This window comes from Mesorhizobium sp. BHscii, assembly GCF_053848065.1.
In genome coordinates this window covers 186544-202921 of record NZ_JBSPKW010000008.1, presented here as the reverse complement: position 1 = coordinate 202921, position 16378 = coordinate 186544, and the positions used below count along the sequence as shown (strand labels likewise).

Below are 16378 nucleotides of genomic sequence, written 5' to 3'. Positions count from 1 at the left end.
GTGGGAACTCTCAGTCGGATAGGACGGGGCGAGTGGAAAGCAACATCGCGGCAAAATCAACCGGATTCCGCCCGGCGCAGCAGCGGCGCGAAAAGGCAGGCTGCGGCCTATGACGGGAACATCGCCAGCCGTCGTTTCGGCAAGCAAGCTCGGCCTGACCTTCCAGACCAATGACGGCCCAGTGCAGGCGCTGTCGAATGTCGACCTGACCATCGGCAAAGGTGAATTCGTCTCCTTCATCGGGCCGTCCGGCTGCGGCAAGACGACCCTGCTGCGGGTCATCGCCGATCTGGAAAAACCGACATCGGGAAGCATCTCCGTCAACGGCATGACGCCGGAGCAGGCGCGCCAGAGCCGCGCCTATGGCTATGTCTTCCAGGCGGCGGCGCTTTATCCGTGGCGTACGATCGAGCGCAACGTGGCGCTGCCGCTGGAAATCATGGGCCTGTCGAAGACTGAGCAGGCGGCACGGATCAAGCGCACGCTCGACCTCGTCAACCTGGGCGGCTTCGAGCAGAAATACCCGTGGCAGCTTTCCGGCGGCATGCAGCAGCGCGCCTCGATCGCACGGGCGCTGGCCTTCGACGCCGATCTCCTGTTGATGGACGAGCCGTTCGGCGCGCTGGACGAGATCGTGCGCGACCATCTCAACCAACAGCTTCTGGAGCTTTGGGAGCGGACCAACAAGACCATCTGCTTCGTCACCCATTCCATTCCCGAGGCGGTCTACCTCTCGACGCGGATCATCGTCATGTCGCCGCGTCCGGGCCGCGTCAGCGACGTCATCGAATCGACGCTGCCCAAGCAGCGACCGCTCGACATCCGCGAGACGCCGGAGTTCCTGGCGATCGCGGCACGCGTGCGCGACGGGCTCAGGGCAGGACACAGCTATGATGATTGAGGTGAAGCGGCACTGGCTTGCGCCTTCAACGCAGGAGGTGCATCGCCCTAGCGAGGCAGACGCTAACCGTGCTTTCGTCATCCTAGGGCGGAGCCGCCGCGAAGCGGCGTGCGCAGACCCTAGGATCCATTCCGTGACTTCGGCCGAAAGGCCCAAACGGTTCAGAATGTCCGCCACGCAGGCGACGACGGCTGACGTTTTCTTCAGGTCGGGAGCATTGTTCCGCACCGTTGCAGAGCGCGAAAGTTACGGCATGGATCCTAGGGTCTGCGCCGCGTCGCGTCGCTCCTTGCTTCGCCCTAGGATGACGAAGGCGTGGTTGGCCGCTCCCTCTACGCACGCCGCTTTCCGGCTCCGCCCTAGGATAACGAAGAACAGGCATGGCCACATACGCGGCAGCGCTGCCAGCAGAGGGTGGTTGGCGGCGTTGCAGCCGAAGTCACCCGGCCTCCGCTTCGCTCCGGCCACCCTCTCCCCGTTGGGGAGAGGAGAGGGACGCCGCTGATGGACTCCTTTCGCGACAAGATCGTTCCGGTGACCTCGATCCTCGCTGGCGTGGTCGTCGTCTGGTATGTTTTCGCCGTCATCCTCAACGCGCCGTTCCAGCGCGATCTCGACCGACGTGCCGGCGAGACGCCGGGGGTTGTGGAATTCATCGGCAAGACGATGTCGCAGCCGAAGCCGACGCTGCCGGCGCCGCATCAGGTGGCTGTGAATTTCTTCGAGAACACGTTTCTGCGCAGCGTCACCAGCAACCGCAGCCTTGTCTATAATGCCTGGGTGACGTTGTCCTCGACGCTGCTCGGCTTTGCCTTCGGAACGGCGCTCGGCATCGTGATTGCCGTCGGTATCGTGCATGTGGCGACGCTCGACCGCAGCCTGATGCCGTGGATAATCGCCTCGCAGACCATTCCGATCCTGGCGGTGGCGCCGATGATCATCGTCGTGCTGGCGGCGATCGGCGTGACCGGGCTGATCCCGAAGGCGCTGATCTCGACCTATCTGTCATTCTTCCCGGTGGCTGTCGGCATGGTCAAGGGTTTGCGTTCGCCCGAGCTCACCCATCTCGACCTGATGCACACCTACAATGCCAGCCCCTCGCAGACCTTTTGGAAATTGCGCGTGCCGGCGTCGGTGCCGTTCCTGTTCACCTCGATGAAGGTGGCGGTCGCCGCCAGCCTGGTCGGCGCCATCGTCGGCGAACTGCCGACCGGCGCCGTCGCCGGCATCGGCGCCAAGCTGCTTGCCGGCGCCTATTACAGCCAGACCATCGACATCTGGTCGGCGCTGGTTGCCGGCTCGGTCGTGGCAGCCCTGCTGGTTATGGTGGTCGGCATGGCGGGGCGCATCGTCGACCGCGCCATGGGCGGGAGGCCGGCATGAGCGATCTCCTCAGCCTTTCGTCGATCACGCCCCGCTCGTGGCAGGGGTATGCAGCGCTTGCGCTTCTTGCTGGGGCGATCCTTCTTTGGCCGCTTGTTGATGCGGCGCCCGGTTATGGCGTCGCCATCGCTGCTTTGATTTTCTTGTTGCTGCTTCTGGCAATCGAGGCCGATAATTTCCCACCGGCAATTGGGGTGGTGTTGCTCTTCCTTAGCGCGCATGGCGCGGCGTGGCTGCTGCTCGCCGGCATAACCGGCAACGAAGGCACCGCTCGCGCATCGTTCTATCTGCTGCTTGCCGCGGCATGGCTTCTGGCCTGGCGCTGCGTGACAGCCCTGTCCGCGCTTCGCCCGACCTCGCGCTGGGCGGCGACCGCTTTGAGGCTGATCATTCCGGCTATCTTCGGCGCCTGGATCCTGATCATCTGGGAGGCGGTGACGCGCGGCGCGGGCATCCCCTTCATTCTGCTGCCGCCGCCAAGCGCCATCGGCGTGCGCATCGCCAATTCGCTGCCGGTGCTGGCCGCCGACGTGCGGCAGACCATCTTCAAGGCGGTGATCTTCGGCTATGTGGTTGGCAGCGGCGCCGGCTTCCTCGCCGCCATCGCGGCCGACCGCGTGCCGTTCCTGCGGCGCGGGCTTTTGCCGATCGGCAACATGGTGTCGGCGCTGCCGATCATCGGCGTGGCGCCGATCATGGTCATGTGGTTCGGCTTCGACTGGCAGTCGAAGGCCGCCGTCGTCATCATCATGACCTTCTTCCCGATGCTGGTGAATACGGTCGCAGGCCTTGCCGCCTCCGGCCACATGGAGCGCGACCTGATGCGCACCTATGCGTCGAGTTACTGGCAGACGCTGTTCAAGTTGCGGTTGCCGGCGGCAGCCCCCTTCATCTTCAACGCGCTGAAAATCAATTCGACGCTGGCGCTGATCGGCGCCATTGTCGCGGAGTTCTTCGGCACGCCGGTGGTCGGCATGGGATTCCGGATTTCGACCGAAGTCGGGCGGATGAACATCGATATGGTCTGGGCCGAAATCGCAGTTGCAGCACTTGCGGGTTCGGTCTTTTATGGCGTGGTCGCTCTTTTCGAGAGAGCCGTTACGTTTTGGCATCCCTCCGTCCGTGGTGGATAGAGCGGTGGCGGGTTTGGAATCAGGAGCGCATTGAAGGTCCTGATCCTAAAGGGTGAACACTTAACTTCAGAGGGTAAAAACATGAAAAGACTTGTTATTTCGATGCTGGCCGGCGCGATGTCGCTTGCCGCGTTCCAGGCGATGGCCGCGGACAAGGTGACGCTGCAGCTGAAATGGGTCACGCAGGCCCAGTTCGCCGGCTACTACGTCGCCAAGGACAAGGGGTTCTATGAGGCCGAGGGCCTCGACGTCGAGATCAAGCCGGGCGGCCCCGATATCGCGCCGGAGCAGGTGATCGCCGGCGGCGGCGCCGACGTCATCGTTGACTGGATGGGCGGCGCGCTCGCCGCGCGCGAAAAGGGTGTGCCGCTGGTCAATATCGCCCAACCATTCAAGAAGGCCGGCATGCAGCTGGTCTGTCCGAAGGATGGCCCGGTCAAGACCGAAGCCGACTTCAAGGGCCATACGCTCGGCGTCTGGTTCTTCGGCAACGAATATCCGTTCTACGCCTGGATGAACAAACTCGGCCTGAAGACCGACGGCGGCCCGGACGGCGTCACCGTGCTGAAGCAGAGTTTCGACGTGCAGCCGCTGATCCAGAAGCAGGCGGATTGCATTTCGGTCATGACCTACAACGAATATTGGCAGCTCATCGATGCCGGCTACAAGCCGGAAGAGCTGATCGTGTTCAACTACTCCGCCATGGGCAACGACCTGCTTGAGGACGGGCTCTATGCCCTGGAGGACAAGCTCAAGGATCCGGCCTTCGAGGACAAGATGGTGCGTTTCGTGCGCGCCTCGATGAAGGGCTGGAAATACGCCGTCGACAATTCCGACGAGGCGGCCGGCATCGTCATGGACAATGGCGGCCAGGACGAGAACCACCAAAAGCGCATGATGGGCGAAGTCGCCAAGCTGATCGACAATGCCGACGGCAAGCTCGACCCGGCGACCTACGCGCGCACCGCCAAGGCGCTGCTCGACCAGAAGATCATCACCAAGGAGCCGACCGGCGCCTACACGACCGCCATCACCGACAAGGCGATCAAGTAGGGCAGGGCCATCAATAGGGCGGTCGGGTAGAGGCGATCAACCTGGCCTCTGCAGCCTGCAATTCGGAAAGGGGCGGGCGACCGTCCCTTTTTGCTGGGATGTAAAATAGCCGTTACCGGTGGAAACATCCGCTCGCCACAACCGTTGTTCCAGTGCATCCAGCTTCAGCGGATGTCACCGCCACAACGGAGATTCCCATGCGCATGCAATCCTTCTCGCCGAAGCTTTCGGCGCTGGCCGTTTCGGCTTCCGTCCTATGCGCTTCACCGGCTTTGGCCGACATGATGAAGATGAAGGCGACGCTCGATGGCGCTCAGCAGAATCCGCCCATCACCACGGAGGGCAAGGGTACCGCCGCTCTCGTCTTCGACACCGCCACGAAACAGCTGACCTGGAACGTGACGTATTCAGGTCTCAGCGGCCCGGCGACGGCCGGACATATTCACGGTCCGGCGGCAAAGGGTGAAAATGCCGGCGTCGCCGTCCCGTTCAAGGGCGCTCCGAAAAGCCCGTTCAAGGGGGCGGCGATTCTGACCGACGCGCAGGCTGCCGACCTGATGGCCGGCAAATACTACATCAACATCCATACGGCGGCCCACAAGGACGGCGAGATCCGCGGACAGATCGAGAAGGCGGCGACGATGTAGCCAAGTCTTGCGCCCCCCTTCCTATCGGATCACGACCTGTCTCTTATCTGGGTCATCGTGCGGGTTGGCGTGATGGCCTCGGGGTCGAGCCTGATCTCGACAATCGACGGCTTGCCGCTGGCACGCGCGCGTTCGAAGGCCGGCGCGAAATCGGCCGTCTTCTCGACCGTTTCGCCATGGCCGCCATAGGCGCGGGCCAAAGCCGCAAAGTCGGGATTTCGCAGATCGGTGGCGACGACACGGCCCGGATACTCGCGCTCCTGATGCATGCGGATGGTGCCGTAGATGCCGTTGTTGACGACGATGACGATGATCGGCAGATCGTATTGCACGGCGGTGGCGAACTCCTGCCCGTTCATCAGGAAGCAGCCGTCGCCGGCAAAGGCTATCACATCGCGCTCGGGGAACAATTCCTTGGCTGCGACCGCTGCCGGCGTGCCATAGCCCATCGAGCCGGAGGTGGGGGCGGCCTGCGTGGCAAAGCGCCGGGACCGGTGGAAACGGTGCACCCAGGTGGCGTAGTTGCCGGCGCCGTTGGTGAGGATCGCGTCGTCGGGCAGCATCGTTTCGAGATAGTTCATGATCGGCCCCATCTGGACGGAGCCGGGACCACTGTCGGGCGGAGTCGACCAGTCGAGATAGGCCGCGTGCAGCTTCGGTGTTTCATCCGCCCAGACCGGCGTGGCGGCCGGCTTGCGCCCGGCGAAGGCTTCGACGAAGGCGGAAGGCGAGGCGTTGATCGCCAGCGTCGGCCGGTAGACGCGGCCGAGCTCGCTGGCATCGGCGTGGATATGGACCAGCATCTGGTCGGGGTAGGGGCTCTTGAGCAGCGTGTAGTCGGAGGACGGCATCTCGCCCATGCGGCCGCCGATCAGCAGCACGAGGTCGGCCTGCTTGATCGCGGTGGCCAGCTTCGGGTTGATGCCAATGCCCACATCGCCGGCATAGTTCGGGTGGAGATGATCGAACAGCATCTGGCGGCGGAAGGAGCAGCCGACTGGCAGCGACCAGGCTTCGGCGATCGTCCGCATTCGCGCGACGGCCTCCGCATCCCAGCGCGTGCCGCCTAGGATAACGAAAGGGCGCTGCGCCTTGTTGAGGAGCTTTTCGAGAGCATCGAGCTCGGCCTCGCCCGGCCGCGTTTCGACCGCCGTGTGGGGCAGGGCTTCTGGCGCCTCGGCAAGGCTGGTCAGCATGTCTTCCGGCAGCGAGATGACGACCGGGCCGGGGCGGCCGGACGTCGCCACCGCGAAGGCGCGCGTGACGAATTCGGGAATGCGCGAGGCATCGTCGATCTCGACCACCCATTTGGCGATATCGCCGAAGAACCTGACATAGTCGACCTCTTGAAAAGCCTCGCGCCCCTTGGCATGGCTGGCGACCTGGCCGATGAACAGGATGACGGGAACCGAATCCTGCATGGCGATGTGGATGCCGGCCGAGGCGTTGGTGGCGCCGGGTCCGCGGGTGACGAAGCAGATGCCGGGCTTGCCGGTCAGGCGGCCATGGCAGTCGGCCATCATTGCAGCACCGCCTTCCTGGCGGCAGACGATGGTGCGGATCGTCGAATCGTGCAGCGCGTCGAGCACCGCAAGATAGGATTCCCCGGGCACGCAATAGATGCGGTCGGTGCCGTTGGCTTCGAGCGCATCGACGATCAGTTGTCCGCCGGTCTTCATTTTCCTGACCTCTCCAGTTCGGCAAGGATTTCTTCGGTGTGTTCGCCGAGACGCGGCGAGGGCCGCTCATAGACGAGCGGCGTGCCCGACATGACCATCGGCGCGCGCACCGAGGGCAAGAGATTGCCGTGGCCGTCGTCGAGGTCGAGCCGCATGCCGCGCGCGATGGTCTGCGGGTCGGCGAACATCTGCCCGATCGTGTTGATCGGGCTGGCAGGCACACTTGCCGCCTCCAGTTTAGCCAGCAGCGGATCGCGATCGAAGGTTTTCAGCGCCTCGATTATATGCTCGCGCAGCTTCGCCCGGTTGGCGACCCGGGCGGGATTGGTGGCGAAATCGGGGTTCGATGGCAGATCGTCCAAGCCGATGGCCGCGCAGAATTTAGCGAACTGGCCGTCATTGCCGATCGCCAGGATGATATGGCCGTCCTTCACCGGCACCACTTCGTAAGGCGCAATGTTCATATGCGCGTTGCCCATCTGCACCGGCGATTTTCCGGAGACCAGATAATTGAGGTTCTGGTTGCCGAGCGCCGAGATCTGGGTGTCGTAGAGCGCCATGTCGATATGCTGGCCTTCGCCGGTCGTGTCGGCATGGCGCAGTGCGGCCTGGATGGCAATCACCGAATACAAGCCGGTGAAAATGTCGGAGACGGCGACACCGGCCTTTTGCGGCTCGCGGCCGGCCTCGCCGGTGATCGACATCATGCCGGCCATGCCCTGGATGATGAAGTCATAGCCGGCGCGCGGCGCATAGGGCCCGTCCTGGCCGAAGCCGGTGATCGAGCAATAGATCAGCCGCGGGTTTATTTCCCTGAGGCTCTCATAGTCGAGGCCGTATTTCTTCAGGCCGCCGACCTTGAAGTTTTCGATCAGAACGTCCGATGTGGCGACCAGCCGGCGCACTGTCTCGGCGCCTTCGGGCGTCGAGAAATCGATGGCGATGGAGCGCTTGCCGCGATTGCAGGAATGATAGTAGGCGGCCGAGAGGTTTTCGCCGTCATGGCTCATGACGAAGGGCGGACCCCATTTGCGGGTGTCGTCGCCGCCATCCGGGCTCTCGACCTTGATGACGTCGGCGCCGAGATCGGCAAGCAGCTGCCCCGCCCACGGTCCGGCCAGGATGCGGGCGAGTTCGATTACGCGGACACCTTTCAGCGGAGGCTCAGTCATGGATCACCGTGATTGATCGGAAACGCAGCCTGTATCAATCCCGCGTGATGCTGTCACGGTTCTTGCAATGGGCCAAACCCGATCTTGTCGATGTCGATCATGGTTGTTTCAGCACGCTGTCGGCCCATGCGGCGAAATCGTCCATGATTTTATCTCGATTCACCTCGTTCAGATTTTCGTGGCGGGTCTCGGCGTAAACCTTTGAAACGAGATTCGAAAAACCCATCCTGTGCAGGCGGCCAGCGAGATGGCTGACCGCCCTGCCGCCGTCGGTGGCGGGGTCATTTTGGCCGCCGACCAGGCAGATCGGCAGGGCCTTGCGGACACCGGAAAAATTAGTGTCGTCGGCACCGTCGAAGACGAACCCGAACAGGTCGCGCCACATCGACACGGAGGCATCCCAACCGCATAGCGGATCGGCGATATACTTGTCGACTTCGGCTGCGTCGCGCGACAGCCAGTCGAACGGCGTGCGGTGATCGGGGACGGCTTTGCCCCAGGCCTGGAAGGTCAGTCGCGGCAGCATACGCGACGGCATGTCGGAGCCGAGCCGGAATTTTTCCCAGGCCAGGATGATTTGCGCGGCACGGCTGGCGAGCCCGGCGGAAAAATTAGCGTTCCAGATGGCGGCGGCGTGCAGGCGGCTCGAATGATGAAGCATGAAATTCAGCGCGACGAGGCCGCCCATGGAATGGCCGAAGGCGATGACGGGCAGGCCGGGGTGGTCGCCGGCGATCAGGTCGTGCACAGCCGCGACATCGGCGACGACCTTGGCGCCGCCGTGTTTTTGAGCGAACCTGCCGAGTGGGGCATCGGGCGCCTTGGTTCCGCCATGGCCGCGATGATCATGGGCGTAGACATGGAAGCCGCGCTCACCCAGAAAGGTAGCGAAGCGGACATAGCGCGCGGCGTGTTCGGCCAGCCCGTGATTAATCTGGACGACCGCGCGCGGGCGGCCCTCGGCACGTTTCACATAAAGGTTGAGCTCGGCGCCGGTCGGCGATCGGAGCACGCGCTGCTGGCTGAATGACATTGTCGCTTCGTCTCCAACGCGTCTTTCACGCCTGCGGACGTTTGTGTGCGCCGACGCCGGTTTTGCGTCAATCCGTTGGCCTTGTTTTCCGCAGTGCTGTTCTTGCGTCGCAACGCGGTATCGCAATTCTGACATGAAGAATTTTATACCAAGAGAGGGCGGCAGTCTGTTGCCGCAGCATTTTTCCCCGGGGTACTTTCATGCATACGCGGACAGGTCTGGTTTTCGAATTTGCGCTTGTCGGCGCGTTGCTAACGGGTGCTGCTCGGGCCGAGGTGACGATGAGCGGCTCCTTCGTGGCCGACGCCACCTGTCCAGCGACACAGGCCATCAAGAACGGCAAGAATCCCGGCAATATCGCGACTGATGCGGGACAGAGCTACGAGCTTCTGGCCGGCAACAGGCATGCTCCCACGCACTATCTGATCCGCGTGCCGGGGGCCGATCCGGAGCGCCGCTGGGTGAGGATCGACTGCGGCCATGTTTCGGGTGGCAGCGCATCCACGGAACCGGCAGCACCCGCGCCGGTCGACCGGGAGAAGTCCGCTGCGCCGATCTCGGGAAGGCCCGAATATGTCCTCGCGCTGAGCTGGCAGCCGGCGTTTTGCGAAACCAAGCCCAGCAAGACCGAATGCAAGGCGCAGACCGCGGCCGGTTTCGAAGCGAGGCATTTCTCCTTGCATGGGCTGTGGCCGCAGCCGAACGGAAATTTCTATTGCGAGGTGGCAGCGGCCGACAGGGCGAACGACAATCCGGCGCACTGGCGGGACCTGCCGCCGGTCAAGCTCGAGCCGAACACGCGGTCGGAGCTCGATCAGGTGATGCCAGGCACCGCATCTGATCTCGACAGGCATGAGTGGATCAAGCATGGCACCTGTTACGGCAAAAGCCAGCAGGAGTATTTTTCCGATGCGCTGAACCTGACGCGCGCGGTGAATGCTTCACCGGTGCGTGATCTTTTCACACAAAACGTTGGCCGGGATCTGACCTCCGACCAGATCCGCAGCGCCTTCGATAGTGCTTTCGGTCCCGGCGCGGGCGAGCGGGTTCGCGTCTCCTGTCTGAACGACCATTCGAGCGGCAGGCGGCTGATCGGCGAACTGACGCTCGGCCTGGCCGGCCCGATCGGTCCAAACCCTTCGCTCAGTGAGCTGTTGCTGGCATCGGTGCCGACGAACAATGCCGGCTGTCCGAAAGGCACCGTCGATCCGATCGAGTTCCAGTGACACGCCGAGCCGGTCTGGATGCTATGCGCCGATGCCGCGTCCTGATCTGGTCCACGCGGTGAGGCTGTCAGCCTCGTGGCCGCCCGGTTCGCCGACGACGCGGTCGCGTCCGGTCGATTTGGCTTTGTAGAGGCGCTGATCGGCCAGCGCAAAAACATCGGCAAGGCAGCGGGTCGTCTCGCTGACAGTGGAGATGCCGGCGCTGACGGTGATGTCGAACCGGCTCGTGCTTGCGGATGCCTTGACCGCGTGCCTGATGCTTTCGCCAAGCAGCCTGGCGACCGAATGCGAACGTGAGCAGAGGATGGCGAATTCCTCGCCGCCAATTCTGAACACCTGATCCTCTGGACCGACAATCTCGCCAAGCAGGGCGGCGACGGATTTCAGCACCCTGTCGCCCTCGGCGTGGCCGAAGCGGTCGTTGATCGATTTGAAGTGGTCGACATCGATGACCAAGAGGCTGAGCGGCTTGGCCGTCCGCAGGCTGGCCGCAACAGCGGCTTCGCCGTCGCTGTCGAAGCGTCCTCTGTGCAGCAGACCGGTAAGGCCGTCGCGGCCGACATGCTCGACCAGCGCCTCATAGCGCTCGCGATAGGTCAACGTGTCGAAGATGTCGGATAGTCCACGCGGCGCCGGGATCTGCCGCGCCTCGAACCATCTGATATAAGCGACCAGCATGATGCTGTAGGCAAGCGCCGCCCCCATCTTGGCGAACCAGCCGCCGAAGAAAACCGCGATCGGCGCACCGGTGACGAAGTGCAGCGCGGTGAAAAATCCAGCCTGGTCGAAAGTGAGCACGCAAGCGACGGAGATCAGGATGCGAGAGAACAGCGCCTTGCGGAGATAACGCCCGAGCTTTTCGTAAAGCAGGATGATCAGGATGGCGTCGAGGAAGAGCAGCGTCGTGCCCCACACCATCAGCCAGCCCATCTGGTCGATGAAGCCGATGTCGGGACGTCTGCCGTTGGGAAGCGGTGCGATCTCGTGCAGGCGCAGGACCAGCACAAGTCCGATCATCAGGGCATTGCCGAGCAGCAGGCCGTAGATCGGCTGCCGGACGGTTGCCGCGTCCTCCTTGATGTAGAGCAGCAGCAGCATCACCAGCTTGCCGGAAAACAGCACCGCGGACCCGGGCGAAACCATGCCGAACGGCAGCGCGACATAGAAGACGCTGGCGAGGTAGGTTTCGAGAAAATGCATGACGCCGAGGGCGCAGACAAACACGCCGAGGCCGATGCGGTGCCTGAAACGGAAAAGCGTGACCATGACGCCGAAGTAGAGAACCGCTTCGGCAAGGAGCAGGAAACTGTTCAGCAACGCCGTCGATCCGATCTTTCTCTGCAGAAATCGCGGCTTGCCGGCGATTCCCCATCCAACACCTTTCTGACGCGGAATGGTTAACCGCAGATTTCGCCGGACTGTCCAGCGAACCGAAAGCGGCGCCAGTTCAATGAGCGTCTTCGGCCCGAATCAGGCGTGAGGCGCCAAAACAGTTTGCCGTTCGGCGCGGCATCGCCTACATAGCGCCCAACTTCCATTCAATCCGACATTACAGTCGACTTTTCAGGGAAAGCGCGTGGCACGCCAGTTCATCTATCACATGGCCGGCCTCAACAAGGCCTATGGCACCAAGAAGGTGCTCGAGAACATCCACCTCTCCTTCTACCCGGACGCGAAGATCGGCATCCTCGGGCCGAACGGCGCGGGCAAGTCGACCATCCTCAAGATCATGGCCGGCATCGACAAGGAGTGGAGCGGCGAGGCGTGGCTGGCCGAAGGCGCCACCGTCGGCTACCTGGCGCAAGAGCCGGCACTCGATCCGAGCAAGACTGTGTTCGAGAACGTCATGGAAGGCGTCGCCGCCAAGACCGCGATCATCGAGCGCTACAACGAATTGATGATGAACTATTCCGACGAGACGGCCGACGAGTCGGCCAAGCTCCAGGACGAGATGGACCGGCTGAACCTGTGGGATCTCGAACAGCAGGTCGAAATGGCGATGGAAGCGCTGGGCTGCCCGCCCAAGGAAGCCGACGTCACCAAGCTGTCGGGCGGCGAGCGCCGGCGCGTCGCGCTATGCCAGCTCCTGCTGCGCCAGCCCGACCTCTTGCTGCTCGACGAGCCGACCAACCATCTCGACGCCGAGACGACGGCCTGGCTGGAAAAGCATCTGCGCGCCTATCCGGGCGCGGTGATGATCATCACCCACGATCGCTACTTCCTCGACAATGTCACCGGCTGGATCCTGGAGCTCGATCGCGGCCGTGGTATTCCCTATGAGGGCAACTACACCAAATATCTCGAAGCCAAAGCCAAGCGGCTCAAGCAGGAAGGCCGCGAGGACGACGCGCGCCAGCGGGCGATCGGCCGCGAGCGCGAGTGGATCCAGTCCAGCCCAAAAGCCCGGCAGACCAAGTCGAAAGCGCGCATCCAGGCGTTCCAGGATCTGCTGGATGCGGCCGACAAGCGGCGCCCGACCGACTCGCAGATTGTCATTCCGCATGGCGAGCGGCTCGGCAATGTGGTGATCGAGGTCGAGGGCCTGTCGAAGGGCTTTGGCGACACGCTGTTGATCGATGATCTCGAATTCAAGCTGCCGCCCGGCGGCATCGTCGGCGTCATCGGCCCGAACGGCGCCGGCAAGACGACGCTGTTTCGCATGATCACCGGCCAGGAAAAGCCGGATGCCGGCACGATCCGCGTCGGCGAGACGGTCAAGCTCGGTTACGTCGATCAGAGCCGCGACGCACTCGACCCAACCAAGACCGTGTGGGAAGAAATCTCGGGCGGCGCCGAGGTGGTGAAGCTTGGCAAGTTCGAGGCCAACACCCGCGCCTACTGCGCGTCGTTCAATTTCCGTGGCGGCGATCAGCAGCAGAAGGTCGGCAATTTGTCCGGCGGCCAGCGCAACCGTGTGCACCTGGCCAAGATGCTGAAGACCGGTGGCAATGTGCTGCTGCTCGACGAACCGACCAACGATCTCGATACGGAAACGCTGGCGGCACTCGAAGACGCGCTGGAAAACTTCGCCGGCTGCGCCGTCATCATCTCGCACGACCGCATGTTCCTCGACCGGTTGGCGACACATATCCTTGCCTTCGAGGGCGACAGCCATGTCGAATGGTTCGAGGGCAATTTCGAGGATTACGAGCAGGACAAGATCCGCCGGCTCGGCCCTGACGCCGTCAACCCGCACCGCATGACGTACAAGCGGCTGACGCGATAGGGATCTTATTTTAGGGCGGCGAATTCTCAAGTGATCTGAGGAGCTGAAATGGCCGACTGGTCCGCCGCCCAATATCTCAAATTCGAGGACGAGCGCACGCGGCCGTCGCGCGATCTCGTCGCGCAGGTGCCGGTGGAGGCACCGCGCCGGGTGGTCGACATCGGCTGCGGGCCGGGCAATTCCACCGAATTGCTGGTCGAGCGCTGGCCGAGCGCGCAGGTCAGCGGTTTCGACACCTCGCCTGACATGATCGACAAGGCGAGGGCACGCTTGCCTGATGTAACCTTCGAGTTGGCCGATGCGGCGGCGTGGCAGCCGGCGGAGCCTGTCGACGTGATCTTCGCCAACGCAGTGTTCCAGTGGCTGCCGGAGCATCCGGCGATCTTCCAGCGGCTGATGGGATTTTTGGCGCCGGGCGGCGCGCTTGCCGTGCAGATGCCCGACAATATGAGCGAGCCCTCGCACCGGCTGATGCGGGAGACGGCGGCCGAAATGCCGTTTGCCGAAAAGCTCGCGGGTGCTGCGCGCGGGCCGCTGCCGCCGGTGTCGTTCTACTACGATCTTTTGTCGCCGTGCTCTGACCGGCTCGACATCTGGCACACCGCCTACAATCATCCGCTGGCCGGTGCCGAAGCAATCGTCGAGTGGCTGAAGTCGACCGGGCTGAAGCCGTTCCTCGATCCGCTCGACGAGGCCGAGCGCCGGCTTTTTCTCACGCGCTACATAGCCAGGATAGCCGAGGCCTATCCGAACACGGCGAACGGCAAGGTGCTGCTGCGTTTCCCGCGCCTGTTCATCGTTGCGCGGCGATCCGCTTAGAAACGGAGCCACACCGAGAGGCAGTGCCTGGCGGCGCTTGACCCGGTTTCACCACCATGCGCATTTCAGCCACGCAAGGTCGTGGTCTTTTGTCTCAGGCACTTGATTTAAGCCGGTGTAAACGCCCACCAGGTAGGAAAAACAGTTGCGCCCAGTCTTCGCGGCGCCCACATCAAGCCGCAACGCTGCGCATGGGGACGAACTGAAAAATGCATCGCGTCATCATCAGCGGCATCGGCGTTGAAATCCCCGAGCCTTCAATCACCAATGAAGAACTGGTCGACAGCTTCAATGCCTGGGTCGACATGGAGAATGTCCGCCGCGAAGCTTCGGGCGAGACACTGCTGCAGAAGTCGGACAGTGCCTTCATCGTCCATGCTTCGGGCGTGCAGACCCGCCATGTGATCGAGCGCGAAGGCATTCTCGACCCGACCCGCATGGCGCCGCGCATTCCGGCGCGGCCGGACGATGCGTTGTCGCTGGAGGCCGAGTTCGGCATCGCGTCCGCCAGGAAAGCGCTCGACCATGCCGGCCTGGAGCCTGGGGATATCGACCTGGTAATCTGCTCGGCCTCGCATCACCAGCGGCCCTATCCGGCGATCGCCATCGAGATGCAGCAGGCGATGGGCACGAAGGGCGCTGGTTTCGATATGGGCCTTGGCTGCTCATCGGCGGCGGCGGCATTGCACATTGCGGTCAATCTGGTACGGGCCGGCGCACACAGGCGCGTGCTGGTCACGACGCCCGAGATCATCACCGGCCATCTCAATTTCCGCGACCGGCAGACGCATTTCATCTTCGGCGATGCTTCTGTCTCGATGATCGTCGAGGGGCTTGCCCAGGGCGACAAGCGGCCGGGACGCTTTGAGGTGCTCGACACGCGGACCTGGACGCAGATGTCCAACAACATTCGCACCAATCTCGGCTATTACACGCGCACCGCCCAGGACGATCCATATATGATCAATCTGGAAGGCAATCTGATCAAGCAGGTCGGCAACAAGGTGTTCAAGGAAGTCACCGTCGCCGGGCACAAGTTCATCGTCGAGTTCCTGGCCGAGCACGGGCTGACGCCGCAGGCGATCCGGCGCTTCTGGCTGCATCAGGCCAATGCCCGGATGAACGCCATGATCCTGAAGCTGTCGTTCGGCCACGAGGTCGGCCATGACCGTGCGCCGATGGTGCTGGAGCGCCTCGGCAATACCGCAGGCGCAGGCGCGATCGTCGCCCTGTCGGAGAACCACGCCGACATGAAGGCCGGCGACTATGGCCTGGTCTGCGCCTTCGGCGCCGGCTATTCGATTGGCGGGGCGCTATTGCGCATGCTCTGATTTGTCTTGGCGCGAACGGCACCAGCATTAGCGGGCGCCGGTTTGTAATCGCATCAGTCTGCTCGATTGGAGCATCAGTGCTTTAGACTGGACCTGGTGAGCTCACTGCGGCTAATTGCCTGGCATCACGCACGGAGCGAAGCCTTATGCTGCATCTCTTCCCCGAGACCGAAAACCCGGTCGAAATCATCCCGGCGCGGAAGCTTGCCGCGCAGGTGGCCGCGCTTTACGTCGCGCCATCAGATCATTTCGAGACACGCGCGGTGGATGAATTGCGGCTCGGCTTCAACGGCATCGACGGCGATTTCCACGCTGGCGCGACGCGGCGCTCGGGCGGGCGCGAGCCCTGGTATCCACGCGGCACCGAGATACGCAACGAGCGGCAGCTTTCGATCGTGGCGGCGGACGAGCTGGCGATCGTCGCCCAGCGGATGGGCATCGCCGATATCAAGCCGGAGTGGATCGGCGCCAATCTCTTGATCGATGGCCTGCCCCATCTCTCGATGCTGCCGTCCGGCACGCTGCTGTTCTTCAAGGCCGGCGTCACCATCAAGGTCGACGCGCAGAACGGGCCTTGCCGCATCGCCGGGCGATCGGTCGCCGAAAATGCCGGAATGGCCGACCACGAGGGCGGCGCTTTGCTGTTCCCAAAGGCGGCAAAGCGGTTGCGCGGCCTCGTCGCCTGGGTCGAAAGACCAGGCCGCATCACGACCGGCGAGGAGATTTCGGTGCGTGTGCCCGAGCAGTGGATTTACCGCGCGTAGCCACGCTCGGG

The 16378-nt window shown here is 63.2% G+C and carries 14 protein-coding genes; 10 read left to right on the top strand and 4 right to left on the bottom strand.

Features of this window, described 5'->3' with window-relative positions:
- The first annotated feature begins 109 nt into the window (after positions 1-109).
- From ACWTU7_RS14250 to ACWTU7_RS14230, 5 genes are all read left to right on the top strand, one after another.
- The gene (locus ACWTU7_RS14250; RefSeq protein ID WP_095518685.1) at positions 110-901 is read left to right on the top strand and encodes an ABC transporter ATP-binding protein; all 792 of its coding nucleotides are present in this window, start codon (positions 110-112) and stop codon (positions 899-901) included.
- Positions 902-1405: 504 nt separating this feature from the next.
- Positions 1406-2284 carry an ABC transporter permease gene (locus ACWTU7_RS14245; RefSeq protein ID WP_287086897.1) on the top strand — a complete coding sequence of 293 codons (879 nt, stop codon included), beginning with the start codon at positions 1406-1408 and terminating at the stop codon, positions 2282-2284.
- On the top strand, positions 2281-3417 hold the full coding sequence (locus tag ACWTU7_RS14240) for an ABC transporter permease (protein ID WP_455841304.1): 1137 nt from the start codon (positions 2281-2283) through the stop codon (positions 3415-3417). Before ACWTU7_RS14245 ends, ACWTU7_RS14240 begins: the two co-directional genes overlap by 4 nt.
- Before the next feature lie 81 nt (positions 3418-3498).
- Positions 3499-4470, top strand: a complete 972-nt coding sequence (locus tag ACWTU7_RS14235) for an ABC transporter substrate-binding protein (RefSeq protein WP_029351531.1) — start codon at positions 3499-3501, stop codon at positions 4468-4470.
- 197 nt (positions 4471-4667) lie between these two features.
- Positions 4668-5117: a CHRD domain-containing protein gene (locus ACWTU7_RS14230; protein ID WP_065009914.1), complete on the top strand. Its 450-nt coding sequence runs from the start codon at positions 4668-4670 to the stop codon at positions 5115-5117.
- A 29-nt stretch (positions 5118-5146) separates the two neighbouring features.
- Here the strand turns inward: ACWTU7_RS14230 and ACWTU7_RS14225 are convergent, their stop codons facing one another.
- The 3 genes from ACWTU7_RS14225 to ACWTU7_RS14215 all read right to left on the bottom strand — a co-directional run bounded on the left by ACWTU7_RS14225 (position 5147) and on the right by ACWTU7_RS14215 (position 9001).
- The gene (locus tag ACWTU7_RS14225; protein WP_455841305.1) at positions 5147-6796 is read right to left on the bottom strand and encodes a thiamine pyrophosphate-binding protein; all 1650 of its coding nucleotides are present in this window, start codon (positions 6794-6796) and stop codon (positions 5147-5149) included.
- Positions 6793-7968, bottom strand: coding sequence for a CaiB/BaiF CoA transferase family protein (locus ACWTU7_RS14220; RefSeq protein WP_455841306.1), 1176 nt, complete (start codon positions 7966-7968; stop codon positions 6793-6795). Before ACWTU7_RS14220 ends, ACWTU7_RS14225 begins: the two co-directional genes overlap by 4 nt.
- Positions 7969-8065: 97 nt before the next feature.
- Positions 8066-9001 (bottom strand): alpha/beta fold hydrolase, encoded by a 936-nt coding sequence (locus ACWTU7_RS14215; protein WP_455841307.1) that lies wholly within the window; start codon positions 8999-9001, stop codon positions 8066-8068.
- A 200-nt stretch (positions 9002-9201) separates the two neighbouring features.
- Here ACWTU7_RS14215 and ACWTU7_RS14210 point away from each other — a divergent pair, with 200 nt between their 5' ends.
- Entirely contained in the window at positions 9202-10227 is a 1026-nt protein-coding gene (locus tag ACWTU7_RS14210; RefSeq protein WP_455841308.1) for a ribonuclease T2 family protein, read from the top strand.
- A gap of 21 nt (positions 10228-10248) precedes the next feature.
- On the opposite strand, the gene ACWTU7_RS14205 is transcribed toward ACWTU7_RS14210, so the two are convergent.
- Positions 10249-11544 carry a diguanylate cyclase gene (locus ACWTU7_RS14205; protein ID WP_455841309.1) on the bottom strand — a complete coding sequence of 432 codons (1296 nt, stop codon included), beginning with the start codon at positions 11542-11544 and terminating at the stop codon, positions 10249-10251.
- Between the two features lie 259 nt (positions 11545-11803).
- Between ACWTU7_RS14205 and ettA the strand changes: the two genes are divergently transcribed.
- The 4 genes from ettA to ACWTU7_RS14185 all read left to right on the top strand — a co-directional run bounded on the left by ettA (position 11804) and on the right by ACWTU7_RS14185 (position 16367).
- Positions 11804-13453 carry an energy-dependent translational throttle protein EttA gene (ettA, locus tag ACWTU7_RS14200; RefSeq protein ID WP_287093410.1) on the top strand — a complete coding sequence of 550 codons (1650 nt, stop codon included), beginning with the start codon at positions 11804-11806 and terminating at the stop codon, positions 13451-13453.
- Between the two features lie 48 nt (positions 13454-13501).
- On the top strand, positions 13502-14272 hold the full coding sequence (gene tam, locus ACWTU7_RS14195; RefSeq protein ID WP_455841310.1) for a trans-aconitate 2-methyltransferase: 771 nt from the start codon (positions 13502-13504) through the stop codon (positions 14270-14272).
- A gap of 209 nt (positions 14273-14481) precedes the next feature.
- Entirely contained in the window at positions 14482-15603 is a 1122-nt protein-coding gene (locus ACWTU7_RS14190) for a beta-ketoacyl-ACP synthase III (RefSeq protein WP_455841311.1), read from the top strand.
- 146 nt (positions 15604-15749) lie between these two features.
- Complete coding sequence (locus tag ACWTU7_RS14185; RefSeq protein ID WP_455841312.1) at positions 15750-16367, top strand: MOSC domain-containing protein; 618 nt, start codon at positions 15750-15752, stop codon at positions 16365-16367.
- Positions 16368-16378: the final 11 nt, after the last annotated feature.